13 protein-coding genes and 5 tRNA genes are annotated in these 16,394 nt (G+C 71.7%); 11 read left to right on the forward strand and 7 right to left on the reverse strand.

Translation table 11 applies throughout. From position 1 onward, the window contains the following. Window positions 1–230: 230 nt before the first annotated feature. Complete coding sequence (locus OHA55_RS13865; RefSeq protein ID WP_266706231.1) at window positions 231–1,061, forward strand: protein phosphatase 2C domain-containing protein; 831 nt, start codon at window positions 231–233, stop codon at window positions 1,059–1,061. Window positions 1,062–1,181: 120 nt separating this feature from the next. Here OHA55_RS13865 and OHA55_RS13870 read toward each other — a convergent pair. The 6 genes from OHA55_RS13870 to OHA55_RS13895 form a co-directional block, all read right to left on the reverse strand. Beyond that, window positions 1,182–1,255 (reverse strand) — tRNA-Lys (locus OHA55_RS13870). A 391-nt stretch (window positions 1,256–1,646) separates the two neighbouring features. Beyond that, window positions 1,647–3,971 carry a DEAD/DEAH box helicase gene (locus tag OHA55_RS13875; RefSeq protein ID WP_266706233.1) on the reverse strand — a complete coding sequence of 775 codons (2,325 nt, stop codon included), beginning with the start codon at window positions 3,969–3,971 and terminating at the stop codon, window positions 1,647–1,649. Window positions 3,972–4,228: 257 nt separating this feature from the next. Beyond that, the gene (locus tag OHA55_RS13880) at window positions 4,229–4,750 is read right to left on the reverse strand and encodes a hypothetical protein (protein ID WP_266706235.1); all 522 of its coding nucleotides are present in this window, start codon (window positions 4,748–4,750) and stop codon (window positions 4,229–4,231) included. A 94-nt stretch (window positions 4,751–4,844) separates the two neighbouring features. Continuing rightward, window positions 4,845–5,225, reverse strand: coding sequence for a CrcB family protein (locus OHA55_RS13885; protein ID WP_266706237.1), 381 nt, complete (start codon window positions 5,223–5,225; stop codon window positions 4,845–4,847). After that, entirely contained in the window at window positions 5,222–5,686 is a 465-nt protein-coding gene (gene crcB / locus OHA55_RS13890; RefSeq protein WP_266706239.1) for a fluoride efflux transporter CrcB, read from the reverse strand. The genes OHA55_RS13885 and crcB overlap by 4 nt, the downstream gene beginning before the upstream one ends. Before the next feature lie 32 nt (window positions 5,687–5,718). Beyond that, the gene (locus OHA55_RS13895; RefSeq protein ID WP_266706241.1) at window positions 5,719–6,069 is read right to left on the reverse strand and encodes a metallopeptidase family protein; all 351 of its coding nucleotides are present in this window, start codon (window positions 6,067–6,069) and stop codon (window positions 5,719–5,721) included. Window positions 6,070–6,228: 159 nt separating this feature from the next. Here OHA55_RS13895 and OHA55_RS13900 point away from each other — a divergent pair, with 159 nt between their 5' ends. From OHA55_RS13900 to OHA55_RS13930, 7 genes are all read left to right on the forward strand, one after another. Further along, window positions 6,229–7,941 carry a metallophosphoesterase gene (locus tag OHA55_RS13900; RefSeq protein WP_266706243.1) on the forward strand — a complete coding sequence of 571 codons (1,713 nt, stop codon included), beginning with the start codon at window positions 6,229–6,231 and terminating at the stop codon, window positions 7,939–7,941. 91 nt (window positions 7,942–8,032) lie between these two features. Continuing rightward, window positions 8,033–8,105: transfer RNA gene (locus tag OHA55_RS13905), tRNA-Glu, on the forward strand. A gap of 38 nt (window positions 8,106–8,143) precedes the next feature. Then, a tRNA-Asp gene (locus OHA55_RS13910) sits at window positions 8,144–8,218 on the forward strand. A 22-nt stretch (window positions 8,219–8,240) separates the two neighbouring features. Next, window positions 8,241–8,317 (forward strand) — tRNA-Phe (locus OHA55_RS13915). Between the two features lie 408 nt (window positions 8,318–8,725). Then, on the forward strand, window positions 8,726–9,007 hold the full coding sequence (locus OHA55_RS13920; protein ID WP_266706245.1) for a type II toxin-antitoxin system Phd/YefM family antitoxin: 282 nt from the start codon (window positions 8,726–8,728) through the stop codon (window positions 9,005–9,007). After that, on the forward strand, window positions 9,004–9,270 hold the full coding sequence (locus tag OHA55_RS13925) for a Txe/YoeB family addiction module toxin (protein ID WP_266706247.1): 267 nt from the start codon (window positions 9,004–9,006) through the stop codon (window positions 9,268–9,270). Before OHA55_RS13920 ends, OHA55_RS13925 begins: the two co-directional genes overlap by 4 nt. Window positions 9,271–9,408: 138 nt before the next feature. Further along, window positions 9,409–9,993 (forward strand): hypothetical protein, encoded by a 585-nt coding sequence (locus tag OHA55_RS13930; protein ID WP_266706249.1) that lies wholly within the window; start codon window positions 9,409–9,411, stop codon window positions 9,991–9,993. A gap of 135 nt (window positions 9,994–10,128) precedes the next feature. Here the strand turns inward: OHA55_RS13930 and OHA55_RS13935 are convergent, their stop codons facing one another. Beyond that, window positions 10,129–10,899, reverse strand: a complete 771-nt coding sequence (locus OHA55_RS13935; RefSeq protein WP_266706251.1) for a DsbA family protein — start codon at window positions 10,897–10,899, stop codon at window positions 10,129–10,131. 431 nt (window positions 10,900–11,330) lie between these two features. Between OHA55_RS13935 and hrpA the strand changes: the two genes are divergently transcribed. From hrpA to OHA55_RS13950, 3 genes are all read left to right on the forward strand, one after another. Continuing rightward, window positions 11,331–15,263 carry an ATP-dependent RNA helicase HrpA gene (gene hrpA / locus OHA55_RS13940; protein WP_266706253.1) on the forward strand — a complete coding sequence of 1,311 codons (3,933 nt, stop codon included), beginning with the start codon at window positions 11,331–11,333 and terminating at the stop codon, window positions 15,261–15,263. A gap of 149 nt (window positions 15,264–15,412) precedes the next feature. Continuing rightward, window positions 15,413–15,487: transfer RNA gene (locus tag OHA55_RS13945), tRNA-Asp, on the forward strand. Window positions 15,488–15,647: 160 nt separating this feature from the next. Next, the gene (locus OHA55_RS13950) at window positions 15,648–15,944 is read left to right on the forward strand and encodes a DUF6274 family protein (protein WP_266706255.1); all 297 of its coding nucleotides are present in this window, start codon (window positions 15,648–15,650) and stop codon (window positions 15,942–15,944) included. Window positions 15,945–16,394: the final 450 nt, after the last annotated feature.

The raw sequence follows: 16,394 nt of genomic DNA on the forward strand, positions 1-16,394 counted from the left end.
CGCGGAGCGATCGGCGCACGACCTCGCGCAGCCCTCGTAGGGCCCTCGCGCAGCCCTCGTAGGGCCCTCGCTCTGCCCTCGTACGGCTCCGGAGGGAGCGCCCTGCCTGAATTCCCTTGAGCGGTACGGGAGAAGAAAGGATCATGGCCGCTCGTCGCAGCCATGGACCGGGGAGGAGCGGGTCGCCGTGCTCACGCCCCGACGTCCCACGAGTGAAGGACGCCCACTTCATGCACATCGCTCTGGCCACTCTGCCCAGCAGGCCCGAACGTCCGAACGAGGACTTCGTCGCGGTCACGGACGACCTCGTGGTCGTCCTCGACGGCGCCACCGTCCCGGGCGGCCTGGACACGGGATGCAGCCACGGGACCCGGTGGTTCACCCGGAAGCTGGGCGGCCGGCTCCTCTCCCTGCTCGCGCCGGAACCCGGTCTGCCACTGGCCGACGCGCTGGCCGAGGCCATATCCACCACGGCCGACGAACACGGCCGCAGCTGCGACATCGCCCATCCCGGCCACCCGTCCGCGACGGTCGCCCTCCTGCGGGAGAACGAGGACGCGTACGAGTACCTGGTGCTGGGCGACTCCTCGGTCGTGCTCGACCTGCCCGAGGGCGTACGGGTCGTCACCGACAACCGGTTCGACGACGTGGCCGTCGCCGAGCACCGGGCGCTCGCCGCCGTTCCACTGGGCACCGACGAGCACGCCGAGGCGCTCCGCGCGCTCGCCCTCGAACTGCGGGTCCACTGCAACGTGCCGGGCGGGTACTGGGTGGCTGCCGCCGCACCGCAGGCCGCCCACGAGGCGCTGACCGGGAGCGCCCCGCGGTCCTCCGTGGCCCGGGCGGCGGTACTCACGGACGGGGCCTCGATCATCGCGGACACCTTCGGAGAGCTGAAGTGGCCCGAGCTGCTGGACGTACTGGCCGGGGCGGACGGACCGGCTGAGCTGATCCGCCGCGTACGCACCGCCGAACTCGCCGATCCCCAGGGACTCCGGCAGCCGAGGAACAAGGTGCACGACGACGCCACCGCGGTCTTCTGCCGGCCTCGCACCTGGTGATCACGCGCGTACGCGGCACCCGAGGACGACGGAGGAAATGACGGAGCGCCCCGACCGGCCGGAGCCTGTCGGGGCGCTTCGCCGCAGGTCGGAGGAGATCTCTCCCCACCCTGCGATCGGTAGGCCGTGTGGGACTCGAACCCACAACCAACGGATTAAAAGTCCGCTGCTCTGACCAATTGAGCTAACGGCCCCTACCGGATCACCCACGAGCATAGCCCGCCCGGACCCGCGAGCCGATCCGGTATCCCGTGATGGGCCGCTGCGCCGGGAGAACGGGCCTCCCGAGCGCCGCGGGACGGGCGGATCGTGACCTTGTGAACGGCGTTACGGGGTACGGTCCCGCGCACCGCAAGCCCGAGCCGCAACCCGGCCTCGCAGCGCGCCCGCAGCCACGCAGCGCCCGCGGCCTCACAGCCCGCGCAATCCTCGCAGCCCCCGTACCCCGCGCAGCCCGCAGCCGTCCCCGTACACGCGTCAGGGCCCGTACACCACCTCGCGGTGTGTACGGGCCCTGGCGTCGGATCGGACGGCTCACGCGGCCGTCAGGTCGCGGGTCCGCCGGTCGGCGGTCCGGACGGACGGTCAGCCGTTGCGCTTCCAGCGGGGCTTGTCGTCGCGGCGGCCGAAGCTGCCGGTGTTCGTGCCGGTGTTGCCGCGGTGGTCGTCACGACGGCCCTGCGGGCGGTCGCCGGCGCCGCCGGAGCGGAAGCCACCGGACGGACGGTCGTCACGACGGTCGCGGTTGAACGGGCGGTCGCCGCCACCGGTACGGAAGCCACCGGAGGGGCGGTCGTCACGACGGTCGCCACCGGAACGGAAGCCACCCGACGGACGGTCGTCGCGGCGCTCGAACGAACGGCCACCACGGTCGTCGCGGCGGTCGCCGGCGCCACCGGAACGGAAGCCACCGGACGGACGGTCGTCACGACGGTCGCGGTTGAACGACGGACGGTCGTCACGACGCTCGAAGGAACGGCCACCACGGTCGCCACCACGGTCGCCACCACGGTCGTCGCGGCGGTCGCCACCGGAACGGAAGCCACCCGAGGGACGGTCGTCACGGCGGTCGCGGTTGAACGACGGACGGTCGTCACGACGCTCGAAGGAACGGCCACCACGGTCGCCACCACGGTCGTCGCGGCGGTCGCCACCGGAACGGAAGCCACCCGAGGGACGGTCGTCACGACGGTCGTTGCCGCCGCGGTAGCCGCCACGGTCGCCACCGCGGTTGTCGCGGCGCTCGTAGTTGCCCCGCTCGTCACGGCGCTGCTCCTCGCGGACCGGCTGCTCCGGCACGGCGACGGCTGCCTCGACGGCGGCCTCCGCCTCGGCGACGGCCTCGGCCACCGCCTGCTCCGGGTCGTCGCCCCGCTCGCGCGCGGCACGGGCCACCAGACGGTCGGCCTCCTCGCGGAGCTCACCGGCGCGGCGCTGCACGTGCTCCAGCTGCTTGGTGAGCTCGGCGACCTCGCGCTCGGCCTGCTTGGCGGCGTTGTTCGCGGAGTCGGCCTGGACCTCGGTGAGCGAACGCGCACCGGTGATCTCGGCGACCTCGGGCTCGAACACGCCCGCGCCCTGGACGATGTGGCGCGAGGCGTCGACGCCCGCGTCCTCCATCAGGCGGAAGATCTGACGGCGCTGGTGCGGGAGCGCCAGCGAGACGACGACACCGGACTTGCCGGCACGGGCGGTACGGCCCGAGCGGTGCAGGTAGTCCTTGTGGTCGCCGGCCGGGTCCACGTTGAGCACCAGGTCGATGCCGTCGACGTGGATGCCTCGGGCGGCGACGTCGGTGGCGACCAGGGCGTTGACGTAGCCCTTCTTGAAGTCTTCGAGGACGCGGGTACGGGCGCCCTGCGTCATGCCGCCGTGCAGCGCGTCGGCCTTCACGCCGGACTCGATGAGCTGCTCGGCGATGCGGTCGGCGCCCAGCTGGGTGCGGACGAAGATGATCGTGCGGCCCTTGCGGGCGGCGATGGCGGCCGTGACCGGCGCCTTGTCCTTCGGCTTCACGACGAGGACGTGGTGCGACATGGTCGAGACGTTGCCCTGGGCGCTGTCGACCTCGTGCGTGACCGGGTTGGTCAGGTAGCGCTTGACCAGGGTGCCGATCTCGTTCTCCATGGTGGCGGAGAAGAGCATGCGCTGGCCGCCGCCGGGGATCTGGTCGAGCAGCTCGGTGACCTCGGGCAGGAAGCCCAGGTCGGACATCTGGTCGGCCTCGTCGAGGACGGCGACCTGGACCTCCGCGAGCGAGCAGGCGCCGCGGTTGATGATGTCGCGCAGACGGCCCGGGGTGGCGACGAGGACGTCGACACCGCGCTCCAGGGCGTAGATCTGGTTGCCCATGGAGGTACCGCCGCAGACGACCTTCATCTTGAGGCCGAGCACGTCGCCGTAGGGCTGGAGCGCGTCCGCGACCTGCATCGCGAGCTCACGGGTCGGCGTCAGGATGATCGCGCGGGGCTTCTTCTTCTCGGTGTGACCACCGGCCAGGGCGGCCAGGGTCGGCAGACCGAAGGAGAGCGTCTTGCCGGAGCCGGTACGGCCACGGCCCAGGATGTCCTTGCCGGCCAGGGCGTCCGGGATGGTCGCGGCCTGGATCGGGAAGGGGGTGGTCACGCCGTTCTGCGCCAGCTTGCGGACGATGCCCTCGGGCAGGCCCAGCGAGGCGAAGGTGAGGGTCGGCTCGGCGTCCTCGTCGGACGCGGCGGCGTCCTCCTCGGCCCCGGAGACGGCGGTCTCGGCGGGAGCGGTGGCCTCGGCGGCCTGCTCGTCCGTCGCCTCGGCGACGACGGGAGCTGCCTCGGCCACGACGGCCTCGGCGGCGAGCTCGGCGGTCTGCGCGAGCTCGGTGTTGTCGATGTCTTCGGACACGACGGCGTGGTCAGAACTGGAAATTGACATGCGAAATGCGAAACCTTCCGGAGTCTCGGCACGCGCCCGTAACTCCGTGTTTTCGCAATTTCGACCGCCTCAATGCGGTCCAGCCACGGCAAGGGAGAGTACGCGCCACACGGCGCTCTTCTGTGTCGGCGCCGGGCAATGGGATCAAACGATCTACTACCATACGCACCCTCCCCCACATTGCGCAAACCGCCCTTCTTCGGCACCCCAGCGAACCCACTCCGACCTGCGGTGATACCTCACGTGTGGCGACACGGTCACTCCGCCGGGGACGCTGCCGGCTGGGTCGGCTCCTCCGGTGCGGGGGGCGTCTCGGCAGGCTGTCCCTGACCGCCCGCGTCGCCTCCCGGGGCAGGGTCGGTGACCACCGGCGGCGAGGGGTCGGGCGTGACGGGGGCGAGCGTGATGACGGGGTCCCCGGCGCCCGCCGTCGCGCCCGGCACCACCACCGGGGGCACCCCGCTCCCGCTGGGCGTCGGCAGACCGGGCCCCCGGTCCGCCGCCGTGGGGCTGGGCGAGGCGGGGTCGCCGGACCGCTTCGGGTCCGCCTTCCCGTCCTCGGCCCGGTCCGCGTGGTGACGGCCCGCACCGCCGGAGCCGTAGTGGCCGGAGGGGCCGGACACCCCGCTGTCCTCCTCCGCCCCGGCGCCCGCCGCCCCGGCGGACCGGGAGGGACGGGGCCCGGTCTTCTCGGCGTCCACGCTCACGCACCCGATGGTGGCGCCCAGCATCAGCGCGGTGAGGACCGCCCAGCGGACGGGAAGGGTGATCGGGCGCACGGGGCACCTCCGGGACGGGAACGCGGGAACGGGTGCGTGGTACCCAACTCCCGGAACCCCGCCGGGGACACGCCCGCCGGCCGACCTGTACGCGTCAGCCGCCGAACCCGGCCCCGCCCGCCACCTCCGCGCCGAGGAACACCGCGCCCAGCCCCATCAGCAGGGAGGCCACCACGTTGGCGCCCGCGAGGAAGGTCCGCCCGGACTCGGCCATCCGCAACGTCTCGTACGAGAACGTCGAGTACGTCGTCAGCGCCCCGCACAGACCGGTGCCCAACAGGGCGTACACGGGCGCGGAGACGGCCGCGCCGGTCAGCACCCCGAGCAGCAGGCTGCCCGCCGCGTTGGCCGCGAAGGTGCCCCAGGGGAAGACGTACGGAAGTCCGGCGCCGTGGTATCGGCGTACGAGACGGTCCGTCAGACAGCGCAGTGGCGCGCCCACCGCGCCGCCGACGACGACCAGCAGCCAGTTCACCGGGCACCGCCTTCCGTGCCCCGCATCCGGGTCCCGCGTGCCCGGGCCACCGCCTTGCGGGTCACCACCGCCGACGCCCACACCGAGCCGAGCGCCGCCACCAGCGTGAGGAAGGTGTACGCCATGGCGGTCAGCGCCTCCTGCCGCTGGAGCAGCTTGGAGACGTCGGCCGCGTACGTGGAGAAGGTGGTGAAACCGCCGAGCACGCCGACGCCGAGGAACGGGCGCACCAGCGGGCGGGTGACCACGGAGAGTTCGGCGGTCAGCACCATCAGCACACCGATCAGGGCGCAGCCGGCGACGTTGACGACGAAGACCGTCCACGGGAAGGCGGCCGCGTCGGTGGGCCAGGCCAGGGTGGCGGCGTAGCGCGCGGTGGCGCCGAGCGCGCCGCCGACCGCCACGACACCGAGCACCGACGCCTCGCGCGGCCCCGGCCGGGCGGGCGGCTCGGGCAGCACGGGCTCGCCCCCCGGGGGAGCGCCTGCCCCCTTCACGCGTAGCCGAGCGCGTGCAGCCGGGCGTCGTCGATGCCGAAGTGATGGGCGATCTCGTGGACCACGGTGATCTCCGTCTCCGCGACGACGTCTTCGCGGGTCTCGCACATCCGCAGCGTCGGCCCCCGGTAGACGGTGATCCGGTCCGGCAGGACGCCCGCGTACCACTCGCCGCGGTCGGTGAGCGGGGTTCCCTCGTAGAGGCCGAGCAACTCGGGTTCGCCGGGGTCCGGTTCGTCCTCGACGAACACCGCGACGTTGTCCATCAGCCGCGTCAGTTCCGGCGGAATCCGGTCGAGCGCCTCGCTCACCAGCTCTTCGAACTGCTCGCGCGTCATCTCCAGCACCCCGCCATTGTCACGTACCCCCGCCCCGGCGCACCCGCCCGGCCGGTAACCGCCCCTTACGCCCCCGTAAGCCCCGGAGCGTCCTCGTCCGCCCCTGCCCGCGTCCCCGTACGCGGGCTTGGCCGCATGTCCGGAGCGCGGACCGGGCATACGGGTCCAATGGTGCGCGTCCCGTTCCGTCCGTTCCGTTCCGCCTCCGCCCGTGTCCGTCAGAGCCGAAGCCGAAGCCGAGGCGGAAGCCGAAGCCACAACCGAAGCCACAGCACCCGGACCGCCCCGATGCCGGTGCCCGTGCTCGCCGGGGCCCGGCCCCGTCCGGTCGTGCGGGTGCTCGTGATGCTCGCGGTGGTGGTGCTGGGCGGCTGGCTGGGGCTGCTGGTCGTGGGGGACGTGAAGACGCCCGTCGGCCCGATGGACACCACGATGGCGCTGCGCCCCTCGTTCACCGGGGGCACCCGGGTGGACGTCTCCCCGCTCGGCGCGCTGGAACTGGACTCGCACGTCGCCCCCCTCCGCCTCGACGTGGACGTGGACCGCCTCGACCCCGAGCGCTCCCAGCGGCTGGTGGAGCGGCCCGAACGGTTCTCCGGGCTCCAGGACGAGGTCACCCGGGACATCGCGGACGGCGCCCGGGAGCTGGCGCTGCGGTCGGTGGTGGCCGTGCTGACCGGGGCGACCGCGCTCGGGCTGGTCGTCTACCGGCGTCCCCGCCCGGCGCTGGTCGCCGGCGGCCTCGCCCTGGTGCTGCTGGCCGGATCGGGCGCCGGCGCGTACGCCACCTGGAACCCGAAGTCGGTGCTGGAGCCGAAGTTCTCGGGGCTGCTCTCCAGCGCCCCCTCGGTGGTCGGCGACGCCCGCTCGATCGTCACCGAGTTCGACGTCTACCAGCAGGAGCTGGCCCGGCTGGTCACCAACGTCTCCCGGCTGTACGACGCCACCTCCACGCTCCCCGTCTACCAGCCGGACCCGGGCACCCTGCGGGTCCTGCACGTCTCGGACATCCACCTCAACCCGGCGTCCTGGCACATCGTCGCCTCGCTCGTGGAGCAGTACGAGATCGACGTGATCATCGACTCCGGCGACACCATGGACCACGGCACCACCACCGAGAACGGCTTCCTCGACCCGATCCGCGACCTCGGCGCCCCGTACGTCTGGGTGCGCGGCAACCACGACTCGCAGGAGACGCAGAAGTACCTGCGGGGCTTCAAGAACGTGCACGTCCTGGACGAGGGGAGCGCGGTGACCGTCGCCGGGCTGCGCATCGCGGGCACCGGCGACCCGCAGTTCACCCCCGACCGGACGCTGGCCCGGGGCGGCGAGGCGGCGGAGCGGATGGCGGGTCTGCGGCTGGCCTCCGCCCTGCGCGACCAGACCCGGGCGGGCACCCCGGTGGACATCGCGGTGGCCCACGATCCGCAGCTCGCCCGCGAGACGGACGGCGCGGTCCCGCTCGTCCTCTCCGGCCACGTCCACCACCGGGTCAACGAGGTCCTCCCGCTCGGCACCCGGCTGAAGGTGGAGGGCTCCACCGGCGGCGGCGGGCTGCGCGCGGTGCAGAACGAGAAACCGGAGAAGGTGCGCGCCTCGGTGCTCTACCTGGACCGCGCGACCCGGCGGCTCCAGGCCTGGGACGAGATCACGCTGGGCGGACTCGGCCTGACGACCGCCGAGGTGAGCCGCCATCTGCCGGAGGAGAACAGCCCCGCCGCGACCCCGTCGCCGACCTCGCCGACCTCGTCCACCCCGCCGACCGGCCCTCCGGACAGCCCGCCGCCGACCCCGGTGGACGCTCTGCCGAACACCTCGCCCGGCACCTCTCCGCGCACCTCGCCCGACGGGTCGCCCGGCACGGCCGGCCCGTCGCCGTGACCCGGCCGGGAAACCGTTTTGGCGTTAGCTCCGCCATCACATATGCTTCTGACGTCCCCGACGCGCTGGAAAGCGAACCGGCGGGCCTTTAGCCCTCATCGTCTAGTGGCCCAGGACGCCGCCCTTTCAAGGCGGTAGCACGGGTTCGAATCCCGTTGGGGGCACGCATTACCGTGTGCGAGACTTGTCTCGCACATTGCTTGGTCCTGTGGAGCAGTTTGGAGTGCTCGCCACCCTGTCAAGGTGGAGGCCGCGGGTTCAAATCCCGTCAGGACCGCTGCAGTTCTCAGGAGCTGCGTGGCTGGGTAGCTCAGTTGGTACGAGCGATCGCCTGAAAAGCGATAGGTCGCCGGTTCGATCCCGGCCCCAGCCACCACATCGAAAGCCTCCTGGCGACTTGTCGCCAGGAGGCTTTTGCGTGAGTGAGGCCGCTCCTTGCGCCGCTCCCTGCGCCGCTCCTCGTCGGCGAACGGTCACCGACCTGCATGTCCGCCGGATCGAGGACCCTTTCACGCGGCTTTCCGTACCGCCGTGTCAGCACGGCGGCGCCGACACCGGCCACCGTCGCCCCCGCGATTTCAGAGCGCGAGCCCTGCGGTCCCCCATGGGACTCACGCGCCGGCGCACGCACAGCGGCGGGTCGCCCCCATGAGCTGGAAGCTGACGCCGCGGATCGACGCCTGCCCGACGGCCGGAACGGCGTGACGCGTGGTGACACGGGCACGGGCACCGGTATCGACCGGACAGCCTCGAAACCTCACCTCTGTACGTTATCGTGTACGTCATGAAGACCATGAGCGTCACCGAACTGCGCGCCGGAATCGCCGACGCCCTCGATGCGGTCGAGGACGACGCCGAGGAACTGGTCATCACCCGCGCCGGGCACGAGCCGATGGTCATCGTCTCGCTGGCCGAGTACGAGGCGCTGAAGGAGACCGACTACCTGCTGCGGTCACCGGCCATGGCCGAGCGCCTGCGCAGGTCCATCGAGCAGGACCGGGCGGGCAGGGGCACGATCCGCGAGCTGGTGGACCCCGACGACGAGAGCGGGCAGGGCGCCGCGTGAAGGTCTTCTTCCTCGACGACGGCTGGGACGACTACCTGTGGTGGCAGGCGAACGACCGCAAGCTGCTGAAACGGCTGAACCAGCTGATCGCCGACGTCGACCGCAACGGCCACGAGGGGATCGGCAAACCCGAACCGCTGCGCAACGACCTTTCCGGCTACTGGTCGCGGCGCGTCAACTCCGAGCACCGGCTGGTCTACCGCATCGACGAGGACGGGACCATCCACATCGTGGCCTGCCGCTTCCACTACGAACGCCGCTGAGGGCGCGCCCGCCCGTGGGCAGACGTCCGGCACCCGTCCCACAGGGACGTCGGCCTTCCTCAGGGAGGGGCGCCCGGTCTTCGCCACCTTCTTCGAAACCTTGGCCTTCCCGGGGAGCGGAATTTTGGGGAGTACGGCATGAGCGAATACCAGTCCTACCAATTCCTCGCAGTCGACCGGCCGTTGAGCGAACGGCAGCAGGAAGAGCTGCGGGCGCTGTCCACGCGCGCCCAGATCACCGCGAACCGGATGATCAACCACTACGAGTGGGGCGACTTCAAGGGCGATCCGATCTCACTGATCGAGCGGTACTTCGACGCACACCTCTACTTCGCCAACTGGGGAGATCGCCGACTGGTGCTGCGCGTACCGGCCTCCCGTGTCCCCCTGGACACGGTCGCGCCCTACTGCCGCGAAGACGCTCTGACCGCACACCGCCGCGGCGAGCACGTCATCATCGACATGACCAGCCAGGACGACGGGTTCGACGAGGACTGGTGGGTGCGCGAGCCCGAATGGGACGACGACGAGGACCACGGCGCCCTGGGCGAACTGATCGGCATCCGCGACGAGCTGGTCCGGGGCGACCTCCGCTCCCTCGGTATCGCGCGCCTGGCCGGCGGTCCGGAGCCAGGCCGCCCTCACGATGAGGTGGACGGCATCCCTGGCGGTCTGTCCGCTGCCCAGCAGGCGCTGGCCGCCTTCCTCCGCGTCCCTGTGTGAACGCCCCCGCGCAGCCGTCGACCGGGCCCCTCGAATCGATCGTCCAGGGCAACGCCGACGAGGGCGTACCACCAGGGGCACGACCCCCGAATCACGCCGGATCCCCGTCCGACGCCCGGCGTCACCCGGCTCGGATCACCCGGCGGGGTTCGCCACCGGGGTGACGCTCTCGGTCGGGGCCGCGCTCCCGGTACGGGCCACCTCGGCGGCCTCCTCGATGGCCGAGGTGAAGGTCGCGTCGGGCTGGGCACCCGCCAGCGGCCGGCCGTTGACGAGGAAGGACGGGGTGGACGAGGCCCCGAGTCCGTACGCCTCGGCCTGGTCCCTGCCGACCGCCTCCGCGGCCGCGGCGCTGTCGAGGTCGCGGGCGAACCGGTTCAGGTCCTTCACGCCCGCCTCCTTCGCGAGCGCGGTGAGCCGTTCGGGGCCGAACCCCTTCTCCTGGGCGCCCTCGGCGTACGCGGCCCGGTGGAACTCCCAGAAGCGCTTCTGGCGGCCCGCGGCCCAGGCGGCGCGGGCGGCGGCCTCGGACTCCTCGCCGAAGATCGGGAAGTTGCGCCACTCGATGCGCAGGGTGCCGTCGGCCACGTAGGCGTCGACCAGGTCGGGTTCGGTGTCCCGGGCGAACTTTCCGCAGTAGCCGCACTGGAAGTCGCCGTACTCGACGAGGACGACGAGCGCGTCGGTACGGCCGAGGGCCAGCGGGTCGCCGGGTTCGCGGCGGGCGAGCTTCGCCGCCTCGGAGTACTCCCCCGCGTCGGGCCGGGCCGACTCGCCGACCGACGCGGGGGGCGGGCCGGGGGCGGTTGCCCGGTAGGAGGCGTAACCGAGCAGGGCGGCGGCGAGGGCCACGGCGGAGCCGTACAGCAGGGGCTTCTTCGACCGGCTCTTCTGGGGCAGGGGCATGCGGCACTCCGGGAGCGTCGTACGGATGCGGGGCATACGGATGCGGGGCGGCGGAGAACGGGTGGCGGGGCCCGGGAGGCACGGTACGGCTCAGCGGACGCGGCCACCCGCGGGTATCCGGCCGGCGGGGCGCGGCGGCGCGGGCCCCGGGCGGGGTCCGGGCGGGGTCCGGCAGATGGCGGCCGGGGTCACCGGGGTCACCGGGGTCACCGGGGTCACCGGGCACGTCGTACGGGACACGGTGCGGGCCCCTTCCCGGATGGCCTCAAATCGGGCGACTTGCCGGAAATGGTACGTGTCGAAGCCCGCCCGGACGGGCGTACGGCACCCCCGGGGTGCGGCCCGTACGGGTACGACGGCACGGCGAGCCCGGCCTGCCGTGCGAAATCGGTTCGCCACTCCTCGGGCGCGAGTGAGATCCTGGGGTCCGTATGTCTACTTCCTTCGCTGATCTCCAGTCCCAGCTCGGACAGCTCTCGCTCCGTGACGCGCACCGGCTCGGCCGGCGTCTCGAGGGGGCGCGCCGCATCCGCAAGCCCGAGGCCCGTCAGTCCGTCGTGGACGAGATCGCGGCCGAAGCGGGCAAGGCCGCCGAACGGCTCGCCGCGCGCGCCTCCCGGCTGCCCACCGTGTCGTACCCGGACCAGCTTCCGGTCAGCCAGAAGAAGGACGTGATCCTGGAGGCGATACGCGACCACCAGGTCGTGATCGTCGCGGGCGAGACCGGCTCCGGCAAGACCACCCAGATCCCGAAGATCTGCATGGAGCTGGGGCGCGGGGTGCGCGGCATGATCGGGCACACCCAGCCCCGCCGGATCGCGGCCCGCACGGTCGCGGAGCGCGTCGCGGAGGAGCTCGACACCCCGCTCGGCGAGACCGTCGGCTGGAAGGTCCGCTTCACCGACCAGGTGAACCCCGATTCGACCTTCGTGAAGCTGATGACGGACGGCATCCTGCTGGCCGAGATCCAGACGGACCGCGAGCTGCTCGCGTACGACACGATCATCATCGACGAGGCGCACGAGCGGTCGCTCAACATCGACTTCCTGCTCGGTTACCTGGCCCGGCTGCTGCCGAAGCGCCCGGACCTGAAGGTCGTCATCACGTCGGCGACCATCGACCCGGAGCGGTTCGCCCGGCACTTCGGCAACGCCCCGATCGTCGAGGTCAGCGGCCGCACCTATCCGGTGGAGGTCCGCTACCGCCCGCTCCTCGAAGAGGGCGGCGAGGACGCCGACCGCGACCAGATCACCGCGATCTGCGATGCGGTGGACGAGCTCCAGTCCGCCGGCCCCGGGGACGTGCTGGTCTTCCTCTCCGGCGAGCGGGAGATCCGCGACACCGCCGACGCGCTCGGCAAGCGCAACCTCCGCCACACCGAGGTGCTCCCCCTCTACGCCCGCCTCTCGCACGCCGAGCAGCACCGGGTGTTCCAGCGCCACACGGGACGCCGCATCGTGCTGGCGACCAACGTCGCCGAGACCTCGCTGACCGTCCCCGGCATCAAGTACGTGATCGACCCGGGCAACGCCCGCATCTCCCGCTACAGCCACCGCACCAAGGTGCAGCGGCTGCCGATCGAGCGGATCTCGCAGGCCAGCGCCAACCAGCGCAAGGGCCGCTGCGGCCGTACCTCGGACGGCATCTGCATCCGGCTCTACTCCGAGGACGACTTCCTCACCCGGCCGGAATTCACCGACGCCGAGATCCTGCGGACCAACCTCGCCTCCGTCATCCTCCAGATGACCGCGGCCGGGCTCGGCGACATCGAGAAGTTCCCCTTCATCGACCCGCCGGACCACCGCAACATCCGCGACGGCGTGCAGCTGCTCCAGGAGCTGGGCGCGCTGGACCCGGAGGAGAAGGACGCGCGCAAGCGGCTGACCCCGCTCGGCCGCAAGCTCTCGCAGCTCCCGGTGGACCCGCGGCTCGCCCGTATGGTCATCGAGGCCGACCGCAACGGCTGCGCCCGCGAGGTCATGGTCATCGCCGCCGCGCTCTCCATCCAGGACCCGCGCGAGCGGCCCTCGGACAAACAGACGCAGGCCGACCAGCAGCACGCCCGGTTCAAGGACGAGACCTCGGACTTCCTGGCGTACCTGAAGCTCTGGGACTACGTCCGCGAGCAGCAGCGCGAGCGCGGTTCCGCCAGCTTCCGCCGGATGTGCAAGCAGGAGTACCTGAACTTCCTGCGTATCCGTGAGTGGCAGGACATCTACTCCCAGCTGCGCACGGTCGCGCGGCAGATGGACATCAAGATCGAGGAGCCCACCGCGGAGACGGGCATCCCCGAACAGGCGGTGCACACCTCGCTGCTGGCCGGTCTGCTCTCCCACATCGGCCTCAAGGACACCGAGAAGAACGAGTACCTGGGCGCCCGCAGCGCCAAGTTCGCGATCTTCCCGGGCTCCTCGCTCTTCAAGAAGCAGCCCCGGTTCGTGATGTCGGCCGAGCTGGTGGAGACCTCCCGGCTCTGGGCCCGCGTCAACGCGAAGATCGAGCCGGAGTGGATCGAGCCGGTCGCCCAGCACCTGCTGAAGCGCACCTACAGCGAGCCGCACTGGGAGAAGGACCAGGCGGCGGTGATGGCGTACGAGCGGGTCACCCTCTACGGGGTGCCGATCATCGCCCAGCGCAAGATCAATTTCGGCCGAATCGACCAGGAGGCGTCCCGGGATCTCTTCATCCGGAACGCCCTGGTGGAGGGCGACTGGCGGACGCACCACCAGTTCTTCCACGACAACCGCAAACTCCTCGGCGAGGTCGAGGAGTTGGAGCACCGTGCCCGGCGCCGCGACATCCTCGTGGACGACGAGACGCTCTTCGATTTCTACGACAAGCGCATCCCCGAACACGTCGTCTCGGGCGCCCACTTCGACTCCTGGTGGAAGCACAAGCGCCGCGACGAGCCGGACGCGCTGGACTTCGAGCGCTCCATGCTCATCAACGAGAAGGCCGGGGCCGTCACCAAGGACGACTATCCGGACTCCTGGCGGCAGGGGAAGCTCAAGTTCAAGGTGACGTACCAGTTCGAGCCCGGCGCGGACGCGGACGGCGTGACCGTCCACATCCCGCTCCAGGTGCTCAACCAGGTCACCTCCGAGGGGTTCGACTGGCAGATCCCGGGCCTGCGCGACGAGGTCGTCATGGAGCTGATCCGTTCGCTGCCCAAGGCGATCCGCCGCCACTACGTGCCGGCCCCGAACTACGCCGACAAGTTCCTGGAGCGGGCCGTTCCGCTCCAGGAGCCGCTGCCCGCCACCCTCGCCCGCGAACTCCAGCGGATGGTCGGGGTTCCGGTCTCCGCGGACGACTTCGACCTGGGGCACGTACCGGAACACCTGAAGATCACCTTCCGGATCGTCGACGAGCGCCGCCGCAAGGTGGCCGAGGACAAGGACCTGGAGGCGCTCAAGCTCCGGCTGCGCCCCAAGGCCCGCCAGGCGCTCTCCCAGGCCGCCGCGGCCACCGCGGGGCCCTCGGGCGTCTCCATCGAGCGTTCGGGGCTCACCGGCTGGACCATCGGCACCCTGGAGCGCGTCTTCGAGACCCGGCGGGCCGGACAGCCGGTCAAGGCGTACCCGGCGCTGGTGGACCAGGGCGACACGGTGGCCGTACGGCTCTTCGACACCGAGGCCGAGCAGCAGCAGGCGATGTGGCGGGGCACCCGGAAGCTGATTCTGCTGAACATCCCGGTGAACCCGGCGAAGTTCGCCTCGGACAAGCTCACCAACCAGCAGAAGCTGGCGCTCTCGCGCAATCCGCACGGCTCGGTGCAGGCGCTCTTCGACGACTGCGCCACCGCGGCCGCCGACCGCCTGATCGCCGCCCACGGCGGCCCCGCCTGGGACGAGGCGGCCTTCAAGACCCTGTACGACAAGGTCCGCGCCGACCTGGTGGACCTCACGGTCCGCACGGTCGGCCAGGTCCAGCAGATCCTGGCCGCCTGGCAGGCCTGCGAGCGCCGCCTGAAGGCCACCGGCAGCCTGACGCTGGTGAACAACGTCGCGGACGTGAAGGAGCAGCTGGCGCGCCTCGTGCCGGCCGGGTTCGTCACCGCGACCGGACTGCGCCGGCTGCCCGACCTGATGCGCTACCTCGTCGCGGCGGACCGCCGGCTCCAGCAGATGCCGACCTCCGTCCAGCGCGACACCACGCGCATGGAGAAGGTGCACGAGATGCAGGACGAGTACGCCTGGCTGCTGGAACAGCTGCCGCGGGGGCGACCGGTGCCGCAGGAGGTCCTGGACATCCGCTGGATGATCGAGGAGCTTCGGGTCAGCTACTTCGCGCACGCGCTGGGGACGGCCTTCCCGGTGTCGGACAAGCGGATCGTGAAGGCGATCGACGCCGCCGCTCCGTAGTGCTTCTCCGGGGGAATCCGGCCTGCTCACACCCCTCGCCGGGGCGTGAGCAGGCCATCACCCCGAGTGAATTCGACCTGGCCCGCCAACCTCCTGTACAGTCCTGTTTCGCAGCCGGACGAGAGTACGGAAGCGGAGAACAACAGCAAGGTCCTGTGGAGCAGTTTGGAGTGCTCGCCACCCTGTCAAGGTGGAGGCCGCGGGTTCAAATCCCGTCAGGACCGCAGTAATCGAAGACCCGGATCGAATCGATCCGGGTCTTCGCGCGTTCGGGTGCCTTGACGGCGACGGCGGACGGGGCGTACCTGTGGGACCGCACGCGCCGGGGAACGAACGGGCCATGCCGTTCCCTTTGCCCGGCGGGCGGGATTCCGGGAGGCGACCGTGCGCACACCAGTGGCGAGACACGACGTCAGGGCCCTGCTGCGCGCCCATGCGGCAGCGGTCGGCGGCCGGGCCCATCTCGCCCGGCACTGCGCCGCCTGCCACCGCCTGCTGCGGCTCGCGATGACCCCGGCACCGGCTCCCGCACCACCGGCGGCCGACGGCCCCGCGAACGCCGCCGCGACTGCCCCGTCCCATGCCGCGTCGCACGCCCCGGCGGTCGCCGCGGCAGCCGCCCCCGTGCCCACGTCCGGCTCCTGGGGCCCCGACGGCCCACGCGGCGGTTCCGGGGCCTGAGCATCCCGTCCCGGGCGGCCACAGAGGGCCGGACGAGCACTCCTCGGGGGCCCGCCGGGGCACCCGGCCCGCCCTCCACGCTCCGCGGAGCGTGCTGGCGGCCTTCCCGGGGTCCCGCGAACGGCCGGAGGGCGGCCCGAGGGCTGCGGTGCGCGACCCGGGAGCGGCCCGAGGGCGACCGGAGGCCGTGCGGACGACGCGCGAAGGCCCCCGCGCCCCGTGACCGACGGCGAAGCTTTCCGCCTTCCCGTGGGGGCAGGCCGGCCGAGGGCAAGGGGCGTGCGGTGTGACGGGAGTCACCGAACCAGTTTTTGGACAGGGTGACTTTACCCTCCCCATACAACTGCCGAATTTAATATGTGCAATTGCACCCCTCTTCGAGGGCTCGACGGAATCCATCCCTCCGGTTTCTCCCGGCCCGTACGGGTAGCTCCCCCGCCTCCGGACAGA

Origin of the sequence: Streptomyces sp. NBC_00102 (assembly GCF_026343115.1) — a bacterium.
GTDB lineage: Bacteria > Actinomycetota > Actinomycetes > Streptomycetales > Streptomycetaceae > Streptomyces.